Source organism: Streptomyces sp. TRM68367 (genome assembly GCF_014495685.1).
GTDB lineage: Bacteria > Actinomycetota > Actinomycetes > Streptomycetales > Streptomycetaceae > Streptomyces.
This window is the reverse complement of the sequence record NZ_JACTVI010000029.1, coordinates 66892-87222: the sequence shown is the minus strand read 5'-3', so window position 1 is coordinate 87222 and position 20331 is coordinate 66892. Positions and strand designations below refer to the sequence as shown.

The 20331-nt window shown below is 70.0% G+C and carries 18 protein-coding genes and 2 pseudogenes; 17 read left to right on the top strand and 3 right to left on the bottom strand.

The features are described 5' to 3' along the window. Nucleotides 1-215 precede the first annotated feature (215 nt). The 3 genes and pseudogenes from H8R17_RS45760 to H8R17_RS20330 form a co-directional block, all read left to right on the top strand. Nucleotides 216-1727 (top strand): methyltransferase domain-containing protein, encoded by a 1512-nt coding sequence (locus H8R17_RS45760; RefSeq protein ID WP_223125261.1) that lies wholly within the window; start codon nucleotides 216-218, stop codon nucleotides 1725-1727. Between the two features lie 270 nt (nucleotides 1728-1997). Continuing rightward, nucleotides 1998-3089 (top strand): lytic polysaccharide monooxygenase, encoded by a 1092-nt coding sequence (locus tag H8R17_RS20335; protein WP_187824635.1) that lies wholly within the window; start codon nucleotides 1998-2000, stop codon nucleotides 3087-3089. 175 nt (nucleotides 3090-3264) lie between these two features. Beyond that, a pseudogene (locus H8R17_RS20330) lies at nucleotides 3265-3522 on the top strand (response regulator transcription factor); the annotation flags it as partial. 133 nt (nucleotides 3523-3655) lie between these two features. Here H8R17_RS20330 and H8R17_RS20325 read toward each other — a convergent pair. Then, on the bottom strand, nucleotides 3656-4054 hold the full coding sequence (locus H8R17_RS20325; protein WP_187824634.1) for a VOC family protein: 399 nt from the start codon (nucleotides 4052-4054) through the stop codon (nucleotides 3656-3658). A 67-nt stretch (nucleotides 4055-4121) separates the two neighbouring features. Here H8R17_RS20325 and H8R17_RS20320 point away from each other — a divergent pair, with 67 nt between their 5' ends. Genes H8R17_RS20320 through H8R17_RS20310 form a run of 3 tightly spaced genes read left to right on the top strand, consistent with a single transcriptional unit; the run spans nucleotide 4122 to nucleotide 6244 of the window. Next, nucleotides 4122-4472 carry a hypothetical protein gene (locus tag H8R17_RS20320; RefSeq protein ID WP_187824633.1) on the top strand — a complete coding sequence of 117 codons (351 nt, stop codon included), beginning with the start codon at nucleotides 4122-4124 and terminating at the stop codon, nucleotides 4470-4472. A 44-nt stretch (nucleotides 4473-4516) separates the two neighbouring features. Then, on the top strand, nucleotides 4517-4759 hold the full coding sequence (locus tag H8R17_RS20315; RefSeq protein ID WP_223125260.1) for a hypothetical protein: 243 nt from the start codon (nucleotides 4517-4519) through the stop codon (nucleotides 4757-4759). Nucleotides 4760-4786: 27 nt separating this feature from the next. Then, nucleotides 4787-6244, top strand: coding sequence for an NAD(P)/FAD-dependent oxidoreductase (locus tag H8R17_RS20310; protein ID WP_262505372.1), 1458 nt, complete (start codon nucleotides 4787-4789; stop codon nucleotides 6242-6244). A gap of 97 nt (nucleotides 6245-6341) precedes the next feature. Here H8R17_RS20310 and H8R17_RS20305 read toward each other — a convergent pair whose 3' ends face one another. Further along, on the bottom strand, nucleotides 6342-6866 hold the full coding sequence (locus tag H8R17_RS20305; RefSeq protein WP_187824632.1) for a hypothetical protein: 525 nt from the start codon (nucleotides 6864-6866) through the stop codon (nucleotides 6342-6344). Nucleotides 6867-6974: 108 nt separating this feature from the next. Further along, nucleotides 6975-7151, bottom strand: coding sequence for a hypothetical protein (locus H8R17_RS20300; RefSeq protein WP_187824631.1), 177 nt, complete (start codon nucleotides 7149-7151; stop codon nucleotides 6975-6977). A 474-nt stretch (nucleotides 7152-7625) separates the two neighbouring features. Here H8R17_RS20300 and ngcE point away from each other — a divergent pair, with 474 nt between their 5' ends. The 11 genes and pseudogenes from ngcE (at nucleotide 7626) to H8R17_RS20245 (ending at nucleotide 20293) form a co-directional block, all read left to right on the top strand. After that, on the top strand, nucleotides 7626-9077 hold the full coding sequence (gene ngcE, locus H8R17_RS20295) for an N-acetylglucosamine/diacetylchitobiose ABC transporter substrate-binding protein (protein WP_187824630.1): 1452 nt from the start codon (nucleotides 7626-7628) through the stop codon (nucleotides 9075-9077). Between the two features lie 16 nt (nucleotides 9078-9093). Beyond that, nucleotides 9094-10020 (top strand): carbohydrate ABC transporter permease, encoded by a 927-nt coding sequence (locus H8R17_RS20290; RefSeq protein WP_187824629.1) that lies wholly within the window; start codon nucleotides 9094-9096, stop codon nucleotides 10018-10020. After that, the gene (locus tag H8R17_RS20285; RefSeq protein ID WP_187824628.1) at nucleotides 10020-10940 is read left to right on the top strand and encodes a carbohydrate ABC transporter permease; all 921 of its coding nucleotides are present in this window, start codon (nucleotides 10020-10022) and stop codon (nucleotides 10938-10940) included. Before H8R17_RS20290 ends, H8R17_RS20285 begins: the two co-directional genes overlap by 1 nt. 207 nt (nucleotides 10941-11147) lie before the next feature. Next, nucleotides 11148-12359 (top strand): ROK family protein, encoded by a 1212-nt coding sequence (locus tag H8R17_RS20280; protein ID WP_187824627.1) that lies wholly within the window; start codon nucleotides 11148-11150, stop codon nucleotides 12357-12359. 133 nt (nucleotides 12360-12492) lie between these two features. Continuing rightward, nucleotides 12493-13593 carry a sugar ABC transporter substrate-binding protein gene (locus H8R17_RS20275; RefSeq protein ID WP_187824638.1) on the top strand — a complete coding sequence of 367 codons (1101 nt, stop codon included), beginning with the start codon at nucleotides 12493-12495 and terminating at the stop codon, nucleotides 13591-13593. Nucleotides 13594-13731: 138 nt separating this feature from the next. Next, nucleotides 13732-14523: an ATP-binding cassette domain-containing protein gene (locus H8R17_RS20270; protein ID WP_187824626.1), complete on the top strand. Its 792-nt coding sequence runs from the start codon at nucleotides 13732-13734 to the stop codon at nucleotides 14521-14523. Next, nucleotides 14520-15821, top strand: a complete 1302-nt coding sequence (locus H8R17_RS20265) for a sugar ABC transporter permease (protein WP_187824625.1) — start codon at nucleotides 14520-14522, stop codon at nucleotides 15819-15821. Before H8R17_RS20270 ends, H8R17_RS20265 begins: the two co-directional genes overlap by 4 nt. A 194-nt stretch (nucleotides 15822-16015) precedes the next feature. Further along, nucleotides 16016-17983, top strand: coding sequence for a 1-deoxy-D-xylulose-5-phosphate synthase (gene dxs / locus H8R17_RS20260; protein WP_187824624.1), 1968 nt, complete (start codon nucleotides 16016-16018; stop codon nucleotides 17981-17983). A gap of 95 nt (nucleotides 17984-18078) precedes the next feature. Next, nucleotides 18079-18287 (top strand): annotated as a pseudogene (locus tag H8R17_RS47040) (amino acid permease); the annotation flags it as partial. 133 nt (nucleotides 18288-18420) lie between these two features. Then, a complete protein-coding gene (locus tag H8R17_RS20250; protein ID WP_187824622.1) occupies nucleotides 18421-19917 on the top strand; it encodes a glycosyltransferase family 39 protein in 1497 nt (498 codons plus the stop codon). 4 nt (nucleotides 19918-19921) lie between these two features. Beyond that, nucleotides 19922-20293: an NTP pyrophosphohydrolase gene (locus H8R17_RS20245; protein WP_187824621.1), complete on the top strand. Its 372-nt coding sequence runs from the start codon at nucleotides 19922-19924 to the stop codon at nucleotides 20291-20293. Nucleotides 20294-20331: the final 38 nt, after the last annotated feature.

Sequence of the window (20331 nt, the reverse complement as noted above, 5' to 3'; positions counted from 1 at the left end):
AGCCCTGTCTGGCAAAGGGGAAGGAATCTGCCAGACACCAACCTCCCAACCAGACACACCGTAATTAAGCAGCGACACACCACTAGACTCCAGCCTCATGACGTACTTCTTCCACCTCCGTTAGCAGCCGTCGGCGAAGCGAGGAAACCCCGTCGCCGGCGAGGCGGGGCAGCGGAGCGCTGCCCCGATGCTGACGTGGGAGAAGTACCGTCACCATGCACACGCCCCTCGTGGCGCGCTGCCTGCGCGGCCTGGAGCACCTGGTCGCCGCCGAGATCCTGGAGTCCGGCCTCGGCGCCGTCACCGCCATCCACCACCGCGAAGTCCGTTTTCACGCGTCGTCGCCGACCGCACCCTGGCCACGCACCGCGGACGACACCTTCCTGCTCACCGCCGAACGCCCCGACATCGGCCCGGCCAAGCGAGACCTGCGGCTCCTGGCCGAGCTTGCCGACCTCATCGATGCCGACCAACTCCTGGCGTACTGCCGTGAGTTGACGGTGCCGGACGCCCGCGAGCTGCTGGTGCCGGACAGCCGTGACCTGACGAGGCCGGGTCGTCAGGACCCGGGGGCGTCGGACCGACGTGACCCGACCGCCCCGGACTGCCGCGCCCCCCAGGCGCCGGACCGGCGTGACCCGGCCACCTTGGACCGCCGGGATCCTCCGGCGTCGGACCGGCGCGACCTCACGACCTCGGACCGCCGTGCCCGGACAACGCCGGACCACACCACCGGCATCGACGTCTCGGCGTCCTTCCTCGGCCGCCGCTCCTTCACCCGGTACGACGCCGAGGACGCCGTCGGCCAGGCGCTGGCGCTGCGGCTCGGGGTGGCGTATCACCCGCGGCGCACAGGGGCCGCGGCCCCGCCGGGCTCCTTGGGCTGGCGGCTGACCCTGGACGGCACGCGGGCCACGCTCATGCTGCGAATCGCCGACCGCCCGCTGCACCGCCGTGCCTACAAGCACCGCACCATCCCGGGCACCCTGCACCCGCCGCTCGCCGCCGCCATGGCGACCCTGGCCGGCATCCGCCCCGGGGACGTCGTCCTCGACCCGTGCTGTGGAGCCGGCACCCTCCTGATCGAGGCCGCGCTCGCCCACCCCGGCGCCCGCTACCACGGCTTCGACCTCTCCTCCGAGGCGATCACCGCGGCCCGCGCCAACGCCGCCGACGCTTTGTCCGACGTCCGCAGTGTCCCACCAAACGCCGCCCACGCCCCGTCCGGCGTCCGCAACCTCCCACCAAACGCCGCCCACACCCTGCCCGACGCCGCCGACGCCCCGTCCCGCACTCGCAACCTGCCCAACGCCCGCGACGCCCGGCCCACCCCCGGCGACACCGCCCCGCCCCTCACCATCCACCGCTCCGACGCCGCCCACCTCCCCCTCCCCGACGCGAGCGTCGACCGCGTCCTGTGCAACCCGCCCTGGGGCACCCAGGCCCCCGCCCGCGGCCTGCTCGCCGCCGACCCCTCCCGCTGGTGGGCGGAACTGCGCCGCGTCCTCGCCCCGGACGGCACGGCCGTACTCCTGCTCCCCGACGCCCAGGCGCTCACCGGCGCCCTCCGGCACGGTCTCACGCCCGTCCACCTGAGGCGGGTCCGTCTCTTCGGCGCCCAGCCGCTCCTCGTCCAGCTGACGTCGACGGACGCCGGCCGTGACCGGCGCTCAGCGCAGCGACGAGCGACGACCACGGCAGGAGGCCCCCGCAACAGGACCCGCTGACGCACCCCCACCGGCGGCGCGAGGACCACCGCGTGCGCACGGGGCCGCACCCGGCCGTGCGGCCCCGTGCGCCAGGCGTTTACAAGCGACGCGGCTGGCGGTACCTTCCGCTCCAAGCGGGGTGGGAGCGCTCCCATTTCGGGTGGACCGGAACCTGCCCGCGAGGGTCCGCCCCACCCCGCACCTCGCACACACGCGCACGCGCACCCGCACGCGCATCGGCACGTCCACTTCCGCACGGCCGTACCCGAAGGAACGGACTGATCTGTCATGATCCTGGCAAGAACTTCCGGCTCCCGTCGATTAGTACGTCCAGTACGCCCCACCCGCGCGAGAGCCCTCTTCCTGGTCCTGGTCTCCCTCCTCGCCACCATCCCCGCCCTCGCCCTGGTCATGACCTCCGGCGGCGAGGCGGAAGCCCACGGCACGCCCATGAAGCCCGGCAGCCGCACCTTCCTGTGCTGGCAGGACGGCCTCACCGACACCGGTGAGATCAAGCCGGTCAACCCCGCCTGCCGGGCCGCCCAGCAGGTCAGCGGCACCACTCCGTTCTACAACTGGTTCTCCGTGCTGCGCTCCGACGGCGCGGGCCGCACCCGCGGCTTCGTGCCCGACGGCGAGCTGTGCAGCGGCGGCAACACCAACTTCACCGGCTTCAACACGCCCAGCAAGGACTGGCCGCTCACCCACCTCACCTCGGGTGCGACCGTCGACTTCTCGTACAACGCCTGGGCGGCGCACCCGGGTTGGTTCTACGTCTACATCACCAAGGACGGCTTCGACCCGACGAAGACGCTCACCTGGAACGACATGGAGGAGCAGCCCTTCCTCTCGGTCGACCACCCGCCGCTCAACGGTTCCCCGGGCACGGTCGAGGCCAACTACTCCTGGACCGGCAAGCTCCCCGCCGACAAGTCGGGCCGCCACATCATCTACATGGTCTGGCAGCGCTCGGACAGCCAGGAGACCTTCTACTCCTGCTCCGACGTCGTCTTCGACGGCGGCAACGGCGAGGTCACCGGCATCAAGCAGCCCGGCAACCCGAGCGAACCCGCCCCCGGCGAGTGCTCCGCCACCCGCCGCACGACGGGCACGTGGAACGGCGGCTACCAGTCCGAGGTGACCGTCACCAACACCGGCACCGTCCCGATGCTCGGCTGGATGGTCGACTGGACGCTCCCGGCCGGCCAGAAGGTGGAGAGCCTCTGGAGCGGCAGCGCCACCTACAACGGCCAGTCCGTCATGGTCCACAACGCCAACTTCAACGGCTCCCTGAGTCCGGGTCAGAAAGCGACATTCGGTTACGTCGTCTCGGGCTCCGGTGGCGACAGTTCGACGACCCTGCCCTGCCGGGTCGGCTGAACCACGCTGAGGGGCGGGCCCGGTGACACGGCGCACCACCGGTCACCGGGCCCGCGGGGGGCCGAGACAGGACGCTCCCCCACGGTCCGGCTCGCCCCGGGCTTCCACGGTCAGGGTGACCGCAGCGCACGCGTCTCCCCTTCCGGCTGCGGTGCTGGTGGCAACCCGGCACCTCATGCACAGCGCCGCACCCGGCGTCGAGGTGGTCGGCGAGGCCGGCGACGGAGCGGAAGCGGTGCTGCTGGCCGCCGAGACCGGCCCCGATGTGATCCTGATGGACATCCGGATGCCGGGCATGAACGGCATCGAGGCCACCGAACGCGTCCTCGCCCGCGCCGCCGACCCCGCGCCCCGCATCCTGGTGCTGACCACCGTCGACCTCGACGAGTACGTGTACGGGGCACTGCGCGCCGGAGCCTGCGGGTTCCTGCTCTGAAGACCCACCACAACCGCACGATGGCCAAGCTGGACCTGGACAGCAGGGCACAAGCGGTGGTGGTGGCGTACGAGTCGGGGCTCGTGCCCCCGGCGGACAGCGCCAGGTGCCCGCCGGGCGAGCGTCGGCATCAACGACCGTTCACCGCGCGCCGCCCTTCCACACAGAACCGGTTGCCTTCGGGGTCGGCCAGCACGACGTACGGCTGCGCTCCGGGAGGCAGGCTCTCCGGATAGTGCGGCCAGTCGACGTGCCGCGCCCCGAGCGCCACGAGACGCTCCACCTCCTCGTCGAGATCGCGCTCACCGGCGTCCAGGTCGAAGTGGATGCGGGGAAACTCCTGCACGGGGCTCTCGCTCACGTCCATGGAGATGGCGGCCCCGGGCACGCCCGGCGGCGGTTCCAGCACGATCCAGTCGTCACCCTCGAAGCGCGGAGGCCGCCGCACGTACCCCAGTGCCCGTTGCCAGAACTCGCCCGCCCGCCGGTCGTCCTGCACGCCCAGCGAGACCTGTTTGATGGTCGCCATACCGGCACCGTAGGGCCCTTCCGGCCGTGCCGTCTCCGGCCGGACAGGCCGCGGTTACAGTGGGCCGATGCGCCACGTCGAGATCACCTGCGCACCGCAGGTACCGGAAGCCACGCTCCGCGAACTCGCCGCCATACTCCCGCACTTGGTGTCCCAGGCCGTGGAGTGCCCCGAGGAGCCCTACCACGGCGACCTCCAACCCGGGGACGTGGAGCTGCGGTTCCGGCGGCTCGGGCCGTTGGACCGCAGTGGCCTCGACGTCGTGATCGAGGTGCGGTCGAAGTGGTTCGAGAGCAAGGCGGCCAACCGCCAGGAGCGGGTGGACCGGCTGCACGACCGCATCGGCGCCGCGACCGGGCTGCAGGACTTCGGCGTGTATCTGTCGCTTCCGGTGGCTGCTTGGTCGCAGGGGGAGTGAAGCCGGGTGCTGACGAACTCCGGCAGCGCGTCCATGACGACGCCTTGTGCCTTCCCAGGCCCGGCCTCTACGGCCGCCCCCACCGGGCCGGCCGCGCTCCATACGACGAGACCGGCGCCCGGGACATCGCCGTCGCCCACGACGCGCAGCGCGCGGGGGAGCGGCCCCGTACCGGCGACGCATTCCCGCAGCAGGCCATCACCCACCTGACCGCGCCCCCCGACTCGGTCGCCCGAGCGCTTCACAGCCCAGCCCGCACACCGCCGACGCCCTCGGCCGGCGGCTGACCCGCACAGAAAGCCGGACGCCCACCCATGCCTGACAGACACACCGCCCGCCGGCCCACCGCCGTCGTCATCGGCGGCAGCGTCGCCGGACTGTTCGCGGAGGCCGCCCTGACCGACTTCGCCGAGGTCACCGTCGTCGAACGTGACGGCCTCCCGGACGGGCCCGCGCCCCGCCGCGGCGTCCCCCAGGCACGTCACGCGCACCTGGTGTGGAGCGGCGGCGTACGCGCCTTCGACGCGCTGCTGCCCGGCCTGGCGGCGGAGATCGTCGCGAGCGGTGCCCGGCTCATCCACGTCATGGGCGACATGGTCTCCCGCGCCCCCACCGAGGTCTGGTTCCGGCGCTTCACCGCCACCCACCACCGCAACCTGGTGTGCTCCCGCGACCTGCTCGACGCGGTCATACGCAAGCGCGTCCTCGACGACCAGCGCATCGCCCTCCGCCCGCGCACCACCGCCCTGGCCGTGGAAGGCGACGCCACCCGCGTCACCGGCGTACGCGTCCGCGCCGGCGACGACGAACTCACCCTGCCCGCCGACCTCGTCGTCGACGCCTCCGGCCGCGGCTCCCACGCGCCCCGCTGGCTTACCGACCTTGGCCTGCCCCCGGTCACCGAACGCGAGATCAACGCGGGCATCGCCTACGCCACCCGCCTCTACCGCGCCCCCGGCACGACCGCCGACATCGGCTTCCCGCTCGTCAACGTCCAGGCCAACCCTGCCAAGGCGCCCGGCCGGGGCGGCATCATCCTGCCCGTCGAGGAAGGCCGCTGGATTGTCACGCTTTCCGGCACCCGCGGAGCCGAACCCACCAACAGCCCCGATGCGTTCCGGGACTTCGCCCTCACCCTCGGCGACCCCGTCATAGGAGAGCTCCTCGAGCGCGCCGAGCCGCTCGGCGGCATCGTCACCACGCGCAGCACCGCCAACCGGCGCCGCTACTTCGAGAAGCTGCCGCACTGGCCGGACGGCTTCACCGTCCTCGGCGACGCCGTCGCCGCCTACAACCCGGTCTACGGCCATGGCATCACCGTCGCCGCCCAGGGTGCCCTCGCCCTCCGCACCGTCCTGCGCTCCACCGCCCTCACCGCCCCCGGCACCGCCCGCCGCCGGCAACGCGCCGCCACGCGCCCCGTTGCCGCCGCCTGGGACCTGGCCGTCGGTCAGGACGCCTTCTACCCCGGCGCCGCCGCGACACCGCCCACCTGCGCCGCCCACGCGCCGCGGAAGGCGTCCTCGCCGAGCCGTACGACGTGGAACAGGCCGTACAGCAGCCCGCGCCCGCCGGACGCCGTGACCGTCGTCGTGCCGTCCGTCCGCGCGCAGGCGAAGCCCTCGTCGCCGAGGCCGACGGAGGCGAGGCCGGTGGAGGGCCAGGTCGAGCACCAGGTCGCACGGTGCGTCGCCCGTCTCCCGCACGACCTCGCCGCCGAACTGACCGCAGGCGGCGGCCACTTCCTCGTACACGGTGTCGACGAGCGGTAGGGTCCCGCGGACCGGCGTGCGCCTGCTGCCGACCGCGCGGAAGGCGGCGGACGGCAGCCAGGCCGGGTCTACGTCCATGCCGTCGGCGCCCGTTCCGTCAGGCGACCGCCGCGCCGGTGCCCCGCGCGGCGCCGATCAGGTCGGAGTGGCCCGACGCGTCGTAGACGGAGATGTCGACGGAGGCGCCCTCGGGGATGTCGAAGTCCTTGATCCTCTTGTCCACGACGGCCGACGTTCCCGGCGGGGAGAAGGTGCCGAGGTCGTGGTAGGAGCCGCCGGAGAAGTAGCCGACGGAGACGAAGTACGTGTCGCCGTCGTTCTTCGTGTCGTAGATCCAGAGCTTCTCGTCGTTGGGATGGAACTCCACCTTGCCGACGAACCAGCCGTCGTCGACCAGCTCCATCTTGACGGCGTAGCCGCCCGCGTCCTTCGCGAAGGTGGTGCCGTCGAACGGGTCGGCGAGAGTGCCGCCGCTGCACGGGCAGTTGTCCGTGTCGCGGTAGTACTTGTTGAAGTCGGGATTCGGGCTGTACGCCTGGGCCGGTGCCGCCGTGCCGATCAGCGCCCCCACCGCGAGCCCCGCCCCCGCGAGCAGCCCCATGATCCGTCGTCCGATGCTCATCCGTGTTTCCCCCTCCATGGATGTGCCGCCCGGTGTTCACCGGTGACCCGGTCATTCTGGTAGACGGGGCTCCTGCGGGGTACCTGTCGTCCCGCGGCACTGGCGGGATCAGGCCAGCAACTCCACCTCCGCCAGGGCGGCTTCGCCGTCCAGGACCAGGCGGCAGTGCCAGTACCTGCCCGGCTCCGGGAGCGAGAAGGCCCGGGCCTGCCGGTCCCACCGGAAGGGTCCGCCGGAGCGCCGGTCCAGGTCCGTCCACGTGGTGCCGTCGGCCGAGCCCCGCACTCTGCATCCCGTCGGCGCCCTGGCCCGGCCCCCGGACGTCGGCGTGTACTGCACCGCAACGGAGTCGGGTCGTCCGCCTCGAAGGAGGACGCGAACGCCCGGCCTGGCGCCGCGGGCGCCTCCGGCGGCGCGACCGATACCCCCCTATGCCCCGGACAACGTTGTCGGATTCGATGCGCAAGGATCAGTTGCGGCTCAAGTGGGTAATGATCTCAATCGTGCTGACTGTGGCGTCCAGGGGAAATGGCGGTGGTTTTTCCGTCAGAGAACACGCAGTCCGCTCATATTTCCGGCAGGTCTCAACTCGGAAAAGACCCTCGGCCAACCTTGTGTTCGATCTTGCTCCGCTGACGGGAAGTGGACTATACCTGTCGGCACCTCACACGTCCTGCACGACCCTGCTTGACCCGACCGCGGTGCCGGGGAGGATCCGGTTCACCGCCTGAGTCCTGTTCAGAAGGCGAGGACTTGAGCATGGGATCCACGTCCGCAGACAGCAACGGCACGCCCGGCGTAGGCCGCCGCGATCTGATCAAGCGCTCCACGGCGCTCGGTCTGATCTCCGTCCCCACGATGAGCTTCCTGTCCGCCTGCGCGAGCAGCGGCGGCGACGGGGGCGAGAAGGCCGAGGCGGGCGAGAAGACCGCGAAGAACCCGCTCGGCGTAAACAACACCGCCCCGATGGAATTCGTCCTGTTCGACGGCGGTTTCGGCAAGGAATACGCCCAGGACGCGGTCAGGATCTACGAGAAGAACTTCCCCAAGGTCAAGGTGAAGTTCTCGGCCACACAGAAGATCCAGTCCACCCTCCAGCCCCGCTTCAACCAGGGCACCCCGCCGGACCTCATCGACAACTCCGGCGCCGAGCAGATGGACATGGGCGTCCTGGTCGGCAAGAACCAGCTCGCCGACCTCACCCCGCTGCTGGACGCCCCGTCCTACGGCGACCCGGCCAAGAAGGTCCGCGACACCCTGCGCCCCGGCATCGTGGAGATGGGCCAGTTCGACGGTGAGAAGGTCTGGATCCTGTACTACGCCTACACCGTGTACGGCGTGTGGTACTCGCAGAAGGCCCTGAACGCGCTGGACGAGCAGTACCCCGAGACGTGGGACCAGATGCTCGCCGTCTGCGAGAAGGCCAGGAAGAAGGGCATGGCGGGCTGGACGTACTCGGGCAAGCACCCGTACTACATCCCCTTCTCGCTGTACCCGATGATGGCCAAGGTCGGCGGCGTGGAGGTGCTCGACGCCATCGACAACCTGGAGCCGAACGCCTGGAAGCACCCGGCGGTCAAGGCGTGCTTCGACGCCTACTACGAGCTCTTCCGCAAGGGCTACATCCTCAAGGGCACCCCCGGTCTGGACCACATCCAGTCGCAGACCGCGTGGGCCCAGGGCAAGGCGCTGTTCATCCCGAACGGCTCCTGGGTGGAGAACGAGTCGGCCAACGTCATCCCGAAGGACTTCGACCTCGCCGTCTCCGCGCCCACCGGCATCGACTCCTCCGACAAGCTTCCCTTCGGCACCATCTGGGCCTCCGGCGGCGAGCCCTTCGTCGTCCCGGCCAACGCGAAGAACACCGCGGGCGGCATGGAGCAGCTGCGCATCATGCTCGGCGAGGCGTCCTCGAAGAACTTCACGTCCAAGGTGAAGTCGCTGACCGCCTACGACGGCGGCACCGACGGCATCAGCCTCACCCCAGGTCTGAAATCGGCTGTGGGGGCGCTCGACAAGGCCGGGGAGAACATCGTCAATCCGCGCATCCAGGACTGGTACGTGCAGTTGGAGAAGGAGAGGATCGGGGTCGCCGGACTCGGCGAGATGATGGCCGGGCGGCTCACTCCGGCCGAGGCCATCAAGAAGATCCAGCAATTCGCCGACGAGGCCGCCAAGGATTCGTCGATCAAGCACTACAAGCACCAGTAAAGGCACCGGTGGAGCGATGCAGCACGGCAAGTACCGGTTCATCGTGGGCTTCCTCGCGCTGCCCCTGGGACTGTACGCGCTCTTTGTGGTCTGGCCGTTCATCCAGTCCATCTACTACTCGTTCACGGACTGGACCGGCCTGAGCCCCGACTTCAAGATGGTTGGCCTGGACAACTACCGGAGGATGCTGGACGACGAGATCTTCTGGAAGTCCTTGCGGCACAGCTTGTTGTTCGCGATCGTGCTGCCGCTGGTGACGATCAGTCTGGCGCTGTTCCTCGCCTTCATGATCAATGTGGGCGGACGCCGAAGGAGGGGCGGCCCGGTCATCTCCGGTGTCCGGGGCTCCTCCTTCTACAAGATCGTCTATTTCTTCCCGCAGGTGCTGTCGATCGCGATCGTCGCCCTGCTGTTCGCCTTCGCCTACAACCCGGACAGCGGCGCGATCAACTCGATCCTGCGGGCGATCGGGCTCGACAGCATCCAGCCGCTGTGGCTGGGCGACCCGTCCCTCGCCCTGTGGGCCGTGATGGCGGTGCTCGTCTGGTCCACGGTCGGCTTCTTCGTGGTGCTCTTCTCCGCCGGCATGGCCTCCATCCCGGTGGACCTGTACGAGGCCGCCCTGCTGGACGGCGCGGGCCGCGCCGCCACGTTCTTCCGGATCACCCTGCCGCTGCTGTGGGACACCGTGCAGTCCGGCTGGGTCTACATGGGCATCCTCGCCCTCGGGGCCGAGTCGTTCGCGGTCGTGCAGATCATGACGACCGGGCCCGGCGGTCCCGACTACTCGACCACCGTCCTGGTCCTGTACGTGTACCAGAAGGCGTTCCGCGACGGGCAGGCCGCCTACGCCACCACCATCGGCGTCGCCCTGCTCGTCGTCACGCTGGCCTTCGCCGCCCTCGTGATGCGACTGGGCCGGCGCGAGCGGCTGGAGTACTGATGAAGACGACCGAGACCCCCGCCCCCGTCCCGGCCGAGTCCGGGGTCACCGTCCGCAAGAGCGGCGCCCCGCACGACGGTCCGCGGGAGAAGAAGGAGGGAGGCGTCCTCAACGTCTTCTCGCACGGGATCCTGGTCATCTGGGCGATCATGGTCGTCATGCCGCTGGTCTGGGCGGTCATGACGTCCTTCAAGGACGACCGCTCCATCTTCTCCTCGCCCTGGTCGCTGCCGGACACGCTGCACTTCAGCAACTGGTCGCGGGCCTGGACCGAGGCCAACATGAGCGACTACTTCCTCAACACCGTGCTGGTGGTGGGGGGTTCGCTCGTCGGCACGCTGGTGCTCGGCTCGATGGCGGCGTACGTGCTGGCCCGCTTCGACTTCCCCGGCAACCGGTTCATCTACTACCTGTTCATCGGCGGCATGAGCTTCCCGATCATGCTCGCGCTGGTCCCGCTGTTCTACGTCGTCAACAACATGGGGCTGCTGAACACCATCCACGGCCTGATCCTGGTGTACATCGCCTACTCGCTGCCGTTCACGGTGTTCTTCCTGACCGCGTTCTTCCGGACCCTGCCGACATCGGTGGCGGAGGCGGCGTTCGTCGACGGCGCCTCGCACAGCCGGACGTTCTTCCAGATCATGCTGCCGATGGCCAAGCCCGGCCTGGTCAGCGTGGGCATCTTCAACTTCCTCGGCCAGTGGAACCAGTACATGCTGCCCACGGTGCTCAACACCGACCCGGACAAGCGCGTCCTCACCCAGGGTCTGGTCCAGCTCGCGGTCAGCCAGGGATACAAGGGAGACTGGTCGGGACTGTTTGCCGGCCTGGTGATGGCGATGCTGCCGGTGCTCGCCGCGTACATCGTCTTCCAGCGGCAGGTGGTGCAGGGACTGACCGCGGGCGCGCTGAAGTAAAGCGCTGAAGTAATCGGTGCGGTAACCCTGCGGAACCGCACGAAAACACGCCGTTCCCGGCGCGGGGCACGGCGTGCTCACCCCTGCCCAGGGGCGCGGATGCGGTTCAACCTCTTGACGGGAGGCGACCCGAACAGCTCAGCTTGGAGTTCACTAGTTGGAAACGGACGGGGCCCATCGAGGCGGTCCCGCGCGCGGGAGGTCGTCGTGGAGACTCCGGGGTCGCAGTCGTCGCTGCACCGAGCCAACCTGGAGCGGGTCGTACGAGCCGTGCGGCTGGCCGGATCCCTCACCCAGGCCGAGATCGCGCGGACCACGGGCCTGTCCGCGGCCACGGTCTCCAACATCGTCCGGGAGCTCAAGGACGGCGGCACCGTCGAGGTCACGCCCACCTCGGCGGGCGGGCGCCGGGCCCGCGCGGTCTCGCTCAGCGGGGACGCCGGCATCGTCATAGGAGTGGACTTCGGCCACACCCACCTGCGGGTCGCGATCGGCAACCTCGCCCACCAGGTGCTGGCCGAGGAGTCCGAGCCGCTCGACGTCGACGCCTCCTCCACCCAGGGCTTCGACCGGGCGGAACAGCTGGTCATCCGGCTGATCGAGGCGACCAGCGTGGACCGGGCCAAGATCGCCGGGGTGGGCCTGGGTGTCCCCGGCCCGATCGACGTGGAGTCCGGCACGCTCGGCTCGACCGCCATCCTGCCCGGCTGGACCGGCACCAAGCCCGCCGAGGAGCTGCGCGAGCGGCTCGGCGTGACCGTGCACGTGGACAACGACGCCAACCTCGGCGCCCTCGGCGAGATGGTCTGGGGCAGCGGCCGGGGCGTGCGCGACCTGGCGTACATCAAGGTCGCCAGCGGTGTCGGCGCCGGCCTGGTGATCAACGGCAGGATCTACCGGGGGCCCGGCGGCACAGCCGGAGAAATCGGGCACATTACACTCGACGAATCCGGCCCCGTCTGCCGCTGCGGAAACCGGGGCTGCCTGGAGACCTTCGCGGCCGCCCGCTATGTGCTTCCGCTGCTCCAGTCCAGCCACGGCACCGACCTGACCATGGAAGGCGTCGTACGGCTGGCGCGGGACGGAGACCCGGGTTGCCGGCGGGTGATCGCCGACGTCGGCCGCCACATCGGCAGTGGAGTCGCCAATCTGTGCAACCTGCTGAACCCGAGCCGGGTGGTCCTGGGTGGTGATCTCGCCGAGGCCGGTGAGCTGGTGCTCGGGCCGATCCGGGAGTCCGTCGGCCGCTACGCCATCCCCAGTGCGGCGCGCCAACTGTCCGTACTCCCCGGGGCACTTGGTGGCCGTGCGGAGGTGCTCGGAGCGCTCGCCCTCGCCCTCAGCGAGATGGGTGACTCCACGCTGCTGGACGGATCCTCGGCCGGCACGCTGGCCGCGGCCACGCCTGCCTTCACCTAGAGAACGGATGGCACCGTTGCCATCTCGTTAAGTATTTACTTCTTGACGTCGCACGTGTGGCCGAGTTGACTTCCAGCCACCTCGGCCGCGACGACGCGGCCACGTCAGGGAGGTATCTGAAGTGAACACGCGTATGCGTCGTGCCGCCGTAGCCGTCGCCGCCGGTGCGATGGCTGTTTCGCTCGCCGCCTGCGGCAGCGCCGAGCAGGCCGGCGGCGACAGCGGCTCCACCGGTTCCGCGGCGAAGGGCGACAACATCAAGGTCGGTCTGCTCCTGCCGGAGAACCAGACCGCGCGGTACGAGAAGTTCGACAAGCCCTTGATCGAGAAGAAGGTCAAGGAGCTCACGAACAACAAGGGCCAGGTCGTCTACGCCAACGCCAAGCAGGACGCCAGCCTCCAGAACCAGCAGGTCGACACGATGGTGACCAACAAGGTCGACGTGCTGATCGTGGACGCGGTGGACTCCAAGGCCATCGCCGGTTCGGCGAAGAAGGCCAAGGACGCGGGCATCCCCGTCATCGCCTACGACCGTCTGGCCGAGGGGCCGATCGACGCCTACACCTCGTTCGACAACGTGACCGTCGGCAAGACCCAGGGCGAGGCCCTGCTGAAGGCCCTGGGATCCAAGGCCAAGGACGGCCAGATCGTCATGATGAACGGCTCGGCCACCGACCCGAACGCCGCGCAGTTCAAGAAGGGCGCCCACTCCGTCCTCGACGGCAAGGTGAACATCGGCCGCGAGTACGACACCAAGGAGTGGAAGCCGGAGAACGCCAACTCCAACATGGAAGGCGCCATCTCCGCCCTCGGCAAGGACAAGATCATCGGCGTCTACTCCGCCAACGACGGCATGGCGGGCGGCATCATCACCGCCCTGAAGGCGGCCGGCATCGGCAACATCCCCGTCACCGGCCAGGACGCCGAACTCGCCGGTGTGCAGCGCATCGTGGCGGGCGAGCAGTACATGAGCGTCTACAAGCCGTACCCGCGGGAGGCCGACGTCGCCGCCGAGATGGCGGTCGCCCTCGCCCAGGGCAAGTCGCTCGACTCCATCGCCAAGGACAAGGTCGACAGCCCCACCACCAAGGGCGTGCCCTCGGTCCTCGTCCCCGTCTACTCGATGACCAAGGACAACATCAAGGACACCGTCATCAAGGACGGCATCTACACGGTGGCCGAGATCTGCACCGGCAAGTACAAGGCGGCCTGCGACAAGATCGGCCTCAAGTAGGCGCGGTCCCGAGTACCTCGGCGGTCGATGAGCAGTCCTCAAGTCCCTTGAGCCGTACGGGAATCCACGGGTTCCCGTACGGGACCGACTGCCACCAGCTTTCTGTACACCCTTCCGCCGGGTCAGGCGGCGAAGGAGATGGTTCACGTGTCCGCTACGCCCGTGCTGGCGTTGCGCGGGGTCTCCAAGCGGTTCGGTGCCGTCCAGGCGCTCACCGACGTAGAGCTTGAGGTCCACGCCGGTGAAGTTCTCGCCCTGGTCGGCGACAACGGAGCCGGAAAGTCCACGCTGGTCAAGACGATCGCCGGCGTGCACCCCATCGATGAGGGCGTCATCGAGTGGGACGGCAGGTCCGTCCAGATCAACAAGCCGCACGACGCCCAGGACCTGGGCATCGCGACGGTGTACCAGGACCTCGCGCTGTGCGACAACATCGATGTCGTCGGCAACCTCTACCTGGGCCGGGAGATCCGCAAGCGCGGCGTCCTGGACGAGGTGGAGATGGAGCGCCGCTCCCGCGAGCTGCTCGACACCCTGGCGATCCGCATCCCCAGCGTCCGTATCCCGATCGCCTCGCTCTCCGGCGGCCAGCGGCAGACCGTGGCCATCGCCCGGTCCATGCTCGGCGAGCCCAAGCTGGTGATCCTCGACGAGCCCACCGCCGCGCTCGGCGTCGAGCAGACCGCGCAGGTCCTCGACCTCGTCGAGCGGCTGCGCGAACGCGGTCATGCCGTGATTCTGATCAGCCACAACATGGCTGACGTGAAGGCTGTCGCGGACAAGGTCGCCGTGCTGCGCCTGGGGCGCAACAACGGCGTCTTCGAGGTCAAGTCGACCTCGCAGGAAGAGGTCATCTCCGCCATCACGGGCGCCACGGACAACGCCGTGACCCGTCGTGCGGCACGCACCAACGGGGAGATCCAGAAGTGAGCATCGACAAGACCTCAGCGCCCTCGGGGACCCCCGAGGACCACGTCGTGGAGAACCCCGAGGCGGCGTCGGCGGCGGTGACCGTCGTCGACCCCCGGGTGCTGGTGCGCGAACAGGGCCTCGCGGGCTACCTCGCCGAGTTCAAGCGCAAGATGAAGGCCGGTGACCTGGGGTCCATCCCGGTCGTCCTCGGGCTGGTGATCATCTGGCTGATTTTCCAGAGCCTGAACTCCAACTTCCTCACCGCGGGCAACCTGACCGACATGTCCGTCGCTATGGTCGGCACGGGCATGATCGCCGTCGGTATCGTCTTCGTGCTGCTGCTCGGCGAGATCGACCTGTCGGTCGGCTCGGTGAGCGGTGTCGCGGGCGCGACGTTCGCGGTGCTGAACGTCACCAACGGGATGAACGAGTGGCTGGCGTTCGTGCTGGCCATCCTCACCGGCACGGTCGCCGGTGCGCTGCACGGGTTCTTCTTCGCGCAGATCGGTGTCCCGGCGTTCGCCGTCACCCTGGCGGGGCTGCTGTTCTGGAACGGCTTCATGCTGCAGATCCTGGGCAGCAACGGCACGATCAACCTCGATCCGGACGGGGTCGTCGCGCAGCTGACCAGCTACTACTTCACCGACATCGCCGCCGCGTACGGACTGGCGATCGTGGTGACCGGCGGGTACTTCCTCAGCTCGTTCCTGGGCAACCGGCGGCGTGAGGCGGCGGGGGTGCCGTCGCGGCCGCTGAGCGAGACCATCGTGCGCACGGTGTTCCTGGCCGTCGTGATGTTTTCCGTCGCCATCGTCTTCAACGAGTACAAGGGGCTGCCGCTGGCCGTGGTGATCTTCATTGCGGTGCTGCTGCTCACGGACTTCGTGCTGCGCCGGACGGCGTACGGGCGGAAGGTGTTCGCGCTCGGTGGCAGCGTGGAGGCCTCGCGGCGAGCCGGTATCAATGTGGTGCTGGTGCGGATCTCGGTGTTCGCGATCTCCGGGACGTTCGCGGCGGTCGGGGGTCTGTTCATCGCCTCCAAGATCGCGTCGGCGAATCAGGGCGCCGGCGGGGGTGATCTGCTGATGAACGCGATCGCGGCTGCGGTGATCGGCGGGACGTCGCTGTTCGGTGGGCGGGGGCGGACGTGGAACGCGCTGCTCGGTGTGCTGGTGATCGTGTCGATTCAGTACGGGCTGGCGTTGGAGGGGATCGCTTCGCCGGTGCAGTACATGATCACTGGTGGTGTGCTGTTGGCCACGGTCGTTATCGACGCCGTCACTCGTAAGACGCAGAAGACGGCGGGTCGCGCCTGAGCGCCGTTGACAATCATCTGTGGTCGGCTGCGGGTTGTGCGTGGTTGGGCGCGCCCACGCGGCGGAGCCGCATATCGAACACAACCCGCGCCCCTTCAGGTGGGTCACCATGCCCGGCACTGAAAACGTGCCGGGCGTGGTCTTGTCGTTAGACTCGACGGGCCCGGCAACAGCTCTACTGCAAGGAGGCACGGGTGCCGCTGCTGACCCGTATCAGGGGACCGCGTGATCTGGACCGGCTCAGCCTGGAGGAGCTGGACCAGCTGGCCGAGGAGATCCGGACCTTCCTCGTCGACGCGGTCTCCAAGACAGGCGGCCACCTCGGCCCCAACCTCGGTGTGGTGGAGCTCACCATCGCCCTGCACCGGGTCTTCGACTCGCCCACGGACAGGGTTCTCTTCGACACCGGTCACCAGGCCTATGTGCACAAGCTCCTCACCGGTCGGCAGGACTTCTCGAAGCTGCGCGGCAAGGGGGGCCTGTCCGGGTACCCCTCGCGGGCCGAGTCCGAGCACGACGTCATCGAGAACAGCCACGCCTCGACCGTGCTCGGGTGGGCCGACGGTCTGGCGAAAGCCAACCAGCTGCTGAAACGGGACAGCCATGTCGTTGCCGTGATCGGCGACGGGGCGCTGACGGGTGGTATGGCCTGGGAGGCGCTGAACAACATCGCCGACGCCAAGGACCGGCCGCTGGTCATCGTCGTCAACGACAACGAGCGGTCGTACGCCCCGACCATCGGCGGCCTCGCCAACCACCTGGCGACGCTGCGGACGACGGACGGGTACGAGCGGTTCCTCGCCCGGACCAAGGAGGTGCTGGAGCGCACCCCGGTCGTCGGGAAGCCGCTGTTCGACACCCTGCACGGGGCCAAGAAGGGGCTGAAGGACTTCATCGCCCCGCAGGGCATGTTCGAGGACCTGGGCCTGAAGTACGTCGGGCCGATCGACGGGCACGACATGGAGGCGCTGGAGTCGGCGCTGGCGCGGGCCAAGCGGTTCGGCGGGCCGGTCATCGTGCACTGCCTTACCGAGAAGGGCCGCGGCTACGAGCCCGCCGAGCAGGACGAGGCCGACCGCTTCCACGGCATCGGCCCCATCCACCCCGACACCGGCCTGCCCATCAAGGCCGCCGCCGCCAGCTGGACCTCCGTGTTCGGCGACGAGATGGTCAAGCTGGGGCAGGAGCGCAAGGACATCGTGGCCATCACGGCCGCCATGCTCCAGCCGGTCGGGCTGAAGAAGTTCGCGGACGCTTTCCCGGACCGGATCTACGACGTCGGCATCGCCGAGCAGCACGCCGCCGTCTCCGCGGCCGGCCTCGCCACCGGCGGGGTGCACCCCGTGTTCGCCGTGTACGCCACGTTCCTCAACCGCGCCTTCGACCAGGTGCTCATGGACGTGGCCCTGCACAAGTGCGGGGTGACGTTCGTGCTCGACCGGGCCGGCGTCACCGGCGACGACGGTGCCTCGCACAACGGCATGTGGGACATGTCGATGCTCCAGGTCGTGCCGGGCCTGAGGATCGCCGCCCCGCGCGACGCCGAGCAACTGCGCGCCCAACTGCGCGAGGCCGTCGACGTCGACGACGCGCCGACCGTGCTGCGCTACTCCAAGGGCGTCGTCGGCCCCGCCGTACCCGCCGTGGGCCGCGTCGGCGGCATGGACGTGCTGCGCGAGCCCGGCACCGACACCCCGGATGTCCTGCTGGTCTCCGTCGGCGCGCTGGCGCCGATGTGCCTGGAGGTCGCCGCGCTGCTCGACAAGCAGGGCATCTCCACCACCGTCGTCGACCCGCGCTGGGTCAAGCCCGTCGACGAGGCCCTGGCCCCGCTCGCCGAGCGGCACCGCGTGGTCGCCACCGTCGAAGACAACTCCCGTGCCGGCGGCGTCGGCTCGGCCATCGCGCAGGCCCTGCGGGACGCGGGCGTCGACGTACCGCTGCGCGACTTCGGCATTCCGCCGCGCTTCCTCGACCACGCCTCCCGCGCCCAGGTCCTGGCCGAGATCGGCCTCACCGCGCCGGACATCGCCCGCCAGGTCACCGGCCTGGTCGCCCGGATCGACGGCCTCCCCCACGCCCGGCTTCGCTCGAGCGGGGGGACCCCCACCGCGCGGACCACGGCCGACGCGGTCGACTCGGTGGAGCGCGCCCGCGACTGATGCTCCGGATGGGCCGGTCGCACCCCTGTGAAGAGCGGTGCAACCGGACCATTCGCGTGAACCCACCCGCGCCGGGGCATACGCACTACGCCCCTCTGATGGACAACGCGGGCTGGCAGATGCCCGAGGCGGGCCCGGTGGACGGGAAGGCGCCGAGGGCTTCGGCTTCGACATCCTCGCCGCCGGGCTGGTGCCGGTGCTCACCGCCATCCTCGTCCTCGGCACGAAGCTGTCCGCGCGGATCACCTCCCTCGTGGTGGCCATCAAGGTGACCGTCGTCCTCGTCGTGATCATCGCGGGCTCGCCGCGACGAGGAGACCGGGGGCGGCGAGGTGTTCCACCAGAAGCCCGGCAACGCCGAGTAGTCACACCGCTGGATCCGTCCGGTCCCGTATGCCCCGCTTCGCCGGGACTGCGGGGCCGGATAGCGTCCCTCCATGCTCGCCGAGCTCCGCACCCCGCCACGATCCGTAGTCAACCCGCGTACGGGGTACTGGAGACGCCTGCTCCCCCTCCTGGCCGCGCTGGCCTGCGTCACCCGGATCCCCTCCTTCACCCGCCCCCTGTGGAACCCGGACGAGGGCTATCTCGCCGTCCAGGCCCGGATACTGGCGCAGGGCGGCGAGCTGTACGAGACGGTCGTCGACCGCAAGCCCCCGCTCGTGCCGTGGCTGTACCAGGCGGCGTTCACGGTGGCGGGCTCGGACTCGCTGACCTCGGTACGCCTGCTCGCGATCCTCGCCCACCTGGTGACCGCTGTCCTGCTGGCCTCCCTCGCCCGCCGCCGCTGGGGCGACGGCGCGGGCCGCACGGCCGGCGTGCTCTACCTGCTGATCTCCGTCGGGCTCAACCCCGAGGACGCCCAGGCCGCCGCCTTCGAGGCGTTCATACTGCCCGGCACGGCGGCCGCGATGTGGTGCGCGGACCGACGCCGGTGGGGCGCTGCCGGAGCGGCGGTCGGTTGCGCCTTTCTGGCCAAGCAGACCGGCGGGGCGGTGCTGGTGCCGGTGCTGTGGCTGTACGCGGCCCACCGGGGCGGCGGGCTGCTGCGGCTGGGGGTGGGAGCCGTGCTGCCGGTCCTGGCCGCGGCATGGGTGACCGATCCGGCGGGCTTCCTCTTCTGGACGGTGACGGGATCCGGGACGTACGCCACGGTCACCGGTTCGGAACTGCACGTACTCGCCCGGGCGTTGGCCAACACCGGGATCCTCGCGGTGGCGTGCGCGGGTCTCATTCCTGCCCTGCTACGACTGTCGCGCGCCCCGCGCACCGGGATGCCGGACCTCTGGCTGTGGCTGGCCTCGTCGGCCGGAGCGGTCACGGCGGGCTTCCACTTCTTCGGCCACTACTACCTGCAACTCCTCCCGCCCCTGGCCGTCCTGACGACGGCAGCGCTCCACTCGGCATGCCGCACCAGCCGCCGGACCGCCCTCCTCACCTCCGCCTGCTGCTGCGCCCTGTTCCTGACCTGGGGCCTGCTCGCCCCCCGCCCCGACCTGGACCACACCCACCGCCTGGCCGCCGCCGTGGCCCACCGCACCGCGCCCCACGACCCCATCCTCATCTGGGGCATACACCCGGAAACGTACTGGCTCGCAGGCCGCCCCCCGGCCACCCGCTTCCTCACGGCCGGCTTCCTCACCAACTACAGCGGTGGCAGAGACGGGCCCCAGGTCGGCGAGAAGCACGCGGTCGAGGGAGCCTGGCCGGCATTCCGGCAGGAGCTGACGGACCACCCGCCGGCGCTCGTGGTCGACGACTCCCGGGGAGAGCCGTACGGAGTGCACCGCCTGCCCGCCCTGCGACGCCTCCTGAAGGCGACGGGCTACGAGGAGACGGGGCAGGTGGCGGGAGCGGTGCTCTACACACGACAGACCGCACCCGGCGCCGACGCGCAACCGGCAGCCACGTCCTGGGCCACCGTGCGACCCTGACCGTATGACGGACAACGCCCCCCTCCTCCTGATCGTCGACGCCGCCAACGTCGTCGGCTCGGTCCCGGACGGCTGGTGGCGTGACCGCAAGGGCGCAACCGAACGACTCCGCGACCACCTCGCGACACACGGCCTGCCCGGCCACACCGGCCCCCTCGAGATCGTGCTCGTCGTAGAAGGCGCAGCCCGCACCGTGGAGTCCACGCCAGGCGTACACGTGGACCCCGCCCCGGCCGGCGGCGACGACCACATGGTCGAACTGGTCGCAAGGACACAGCACAGAGCCGTCCTGGTTGTCACGGCGGACCGCGAGCTACGGCGCAGGGTCGAGGACCTCGGCGCGGACGTGACGGGCCCGAAGACCGTACGACCGTGAACCACGCGCCGACGGTGGGGCCGGGGCCCACTTCACAC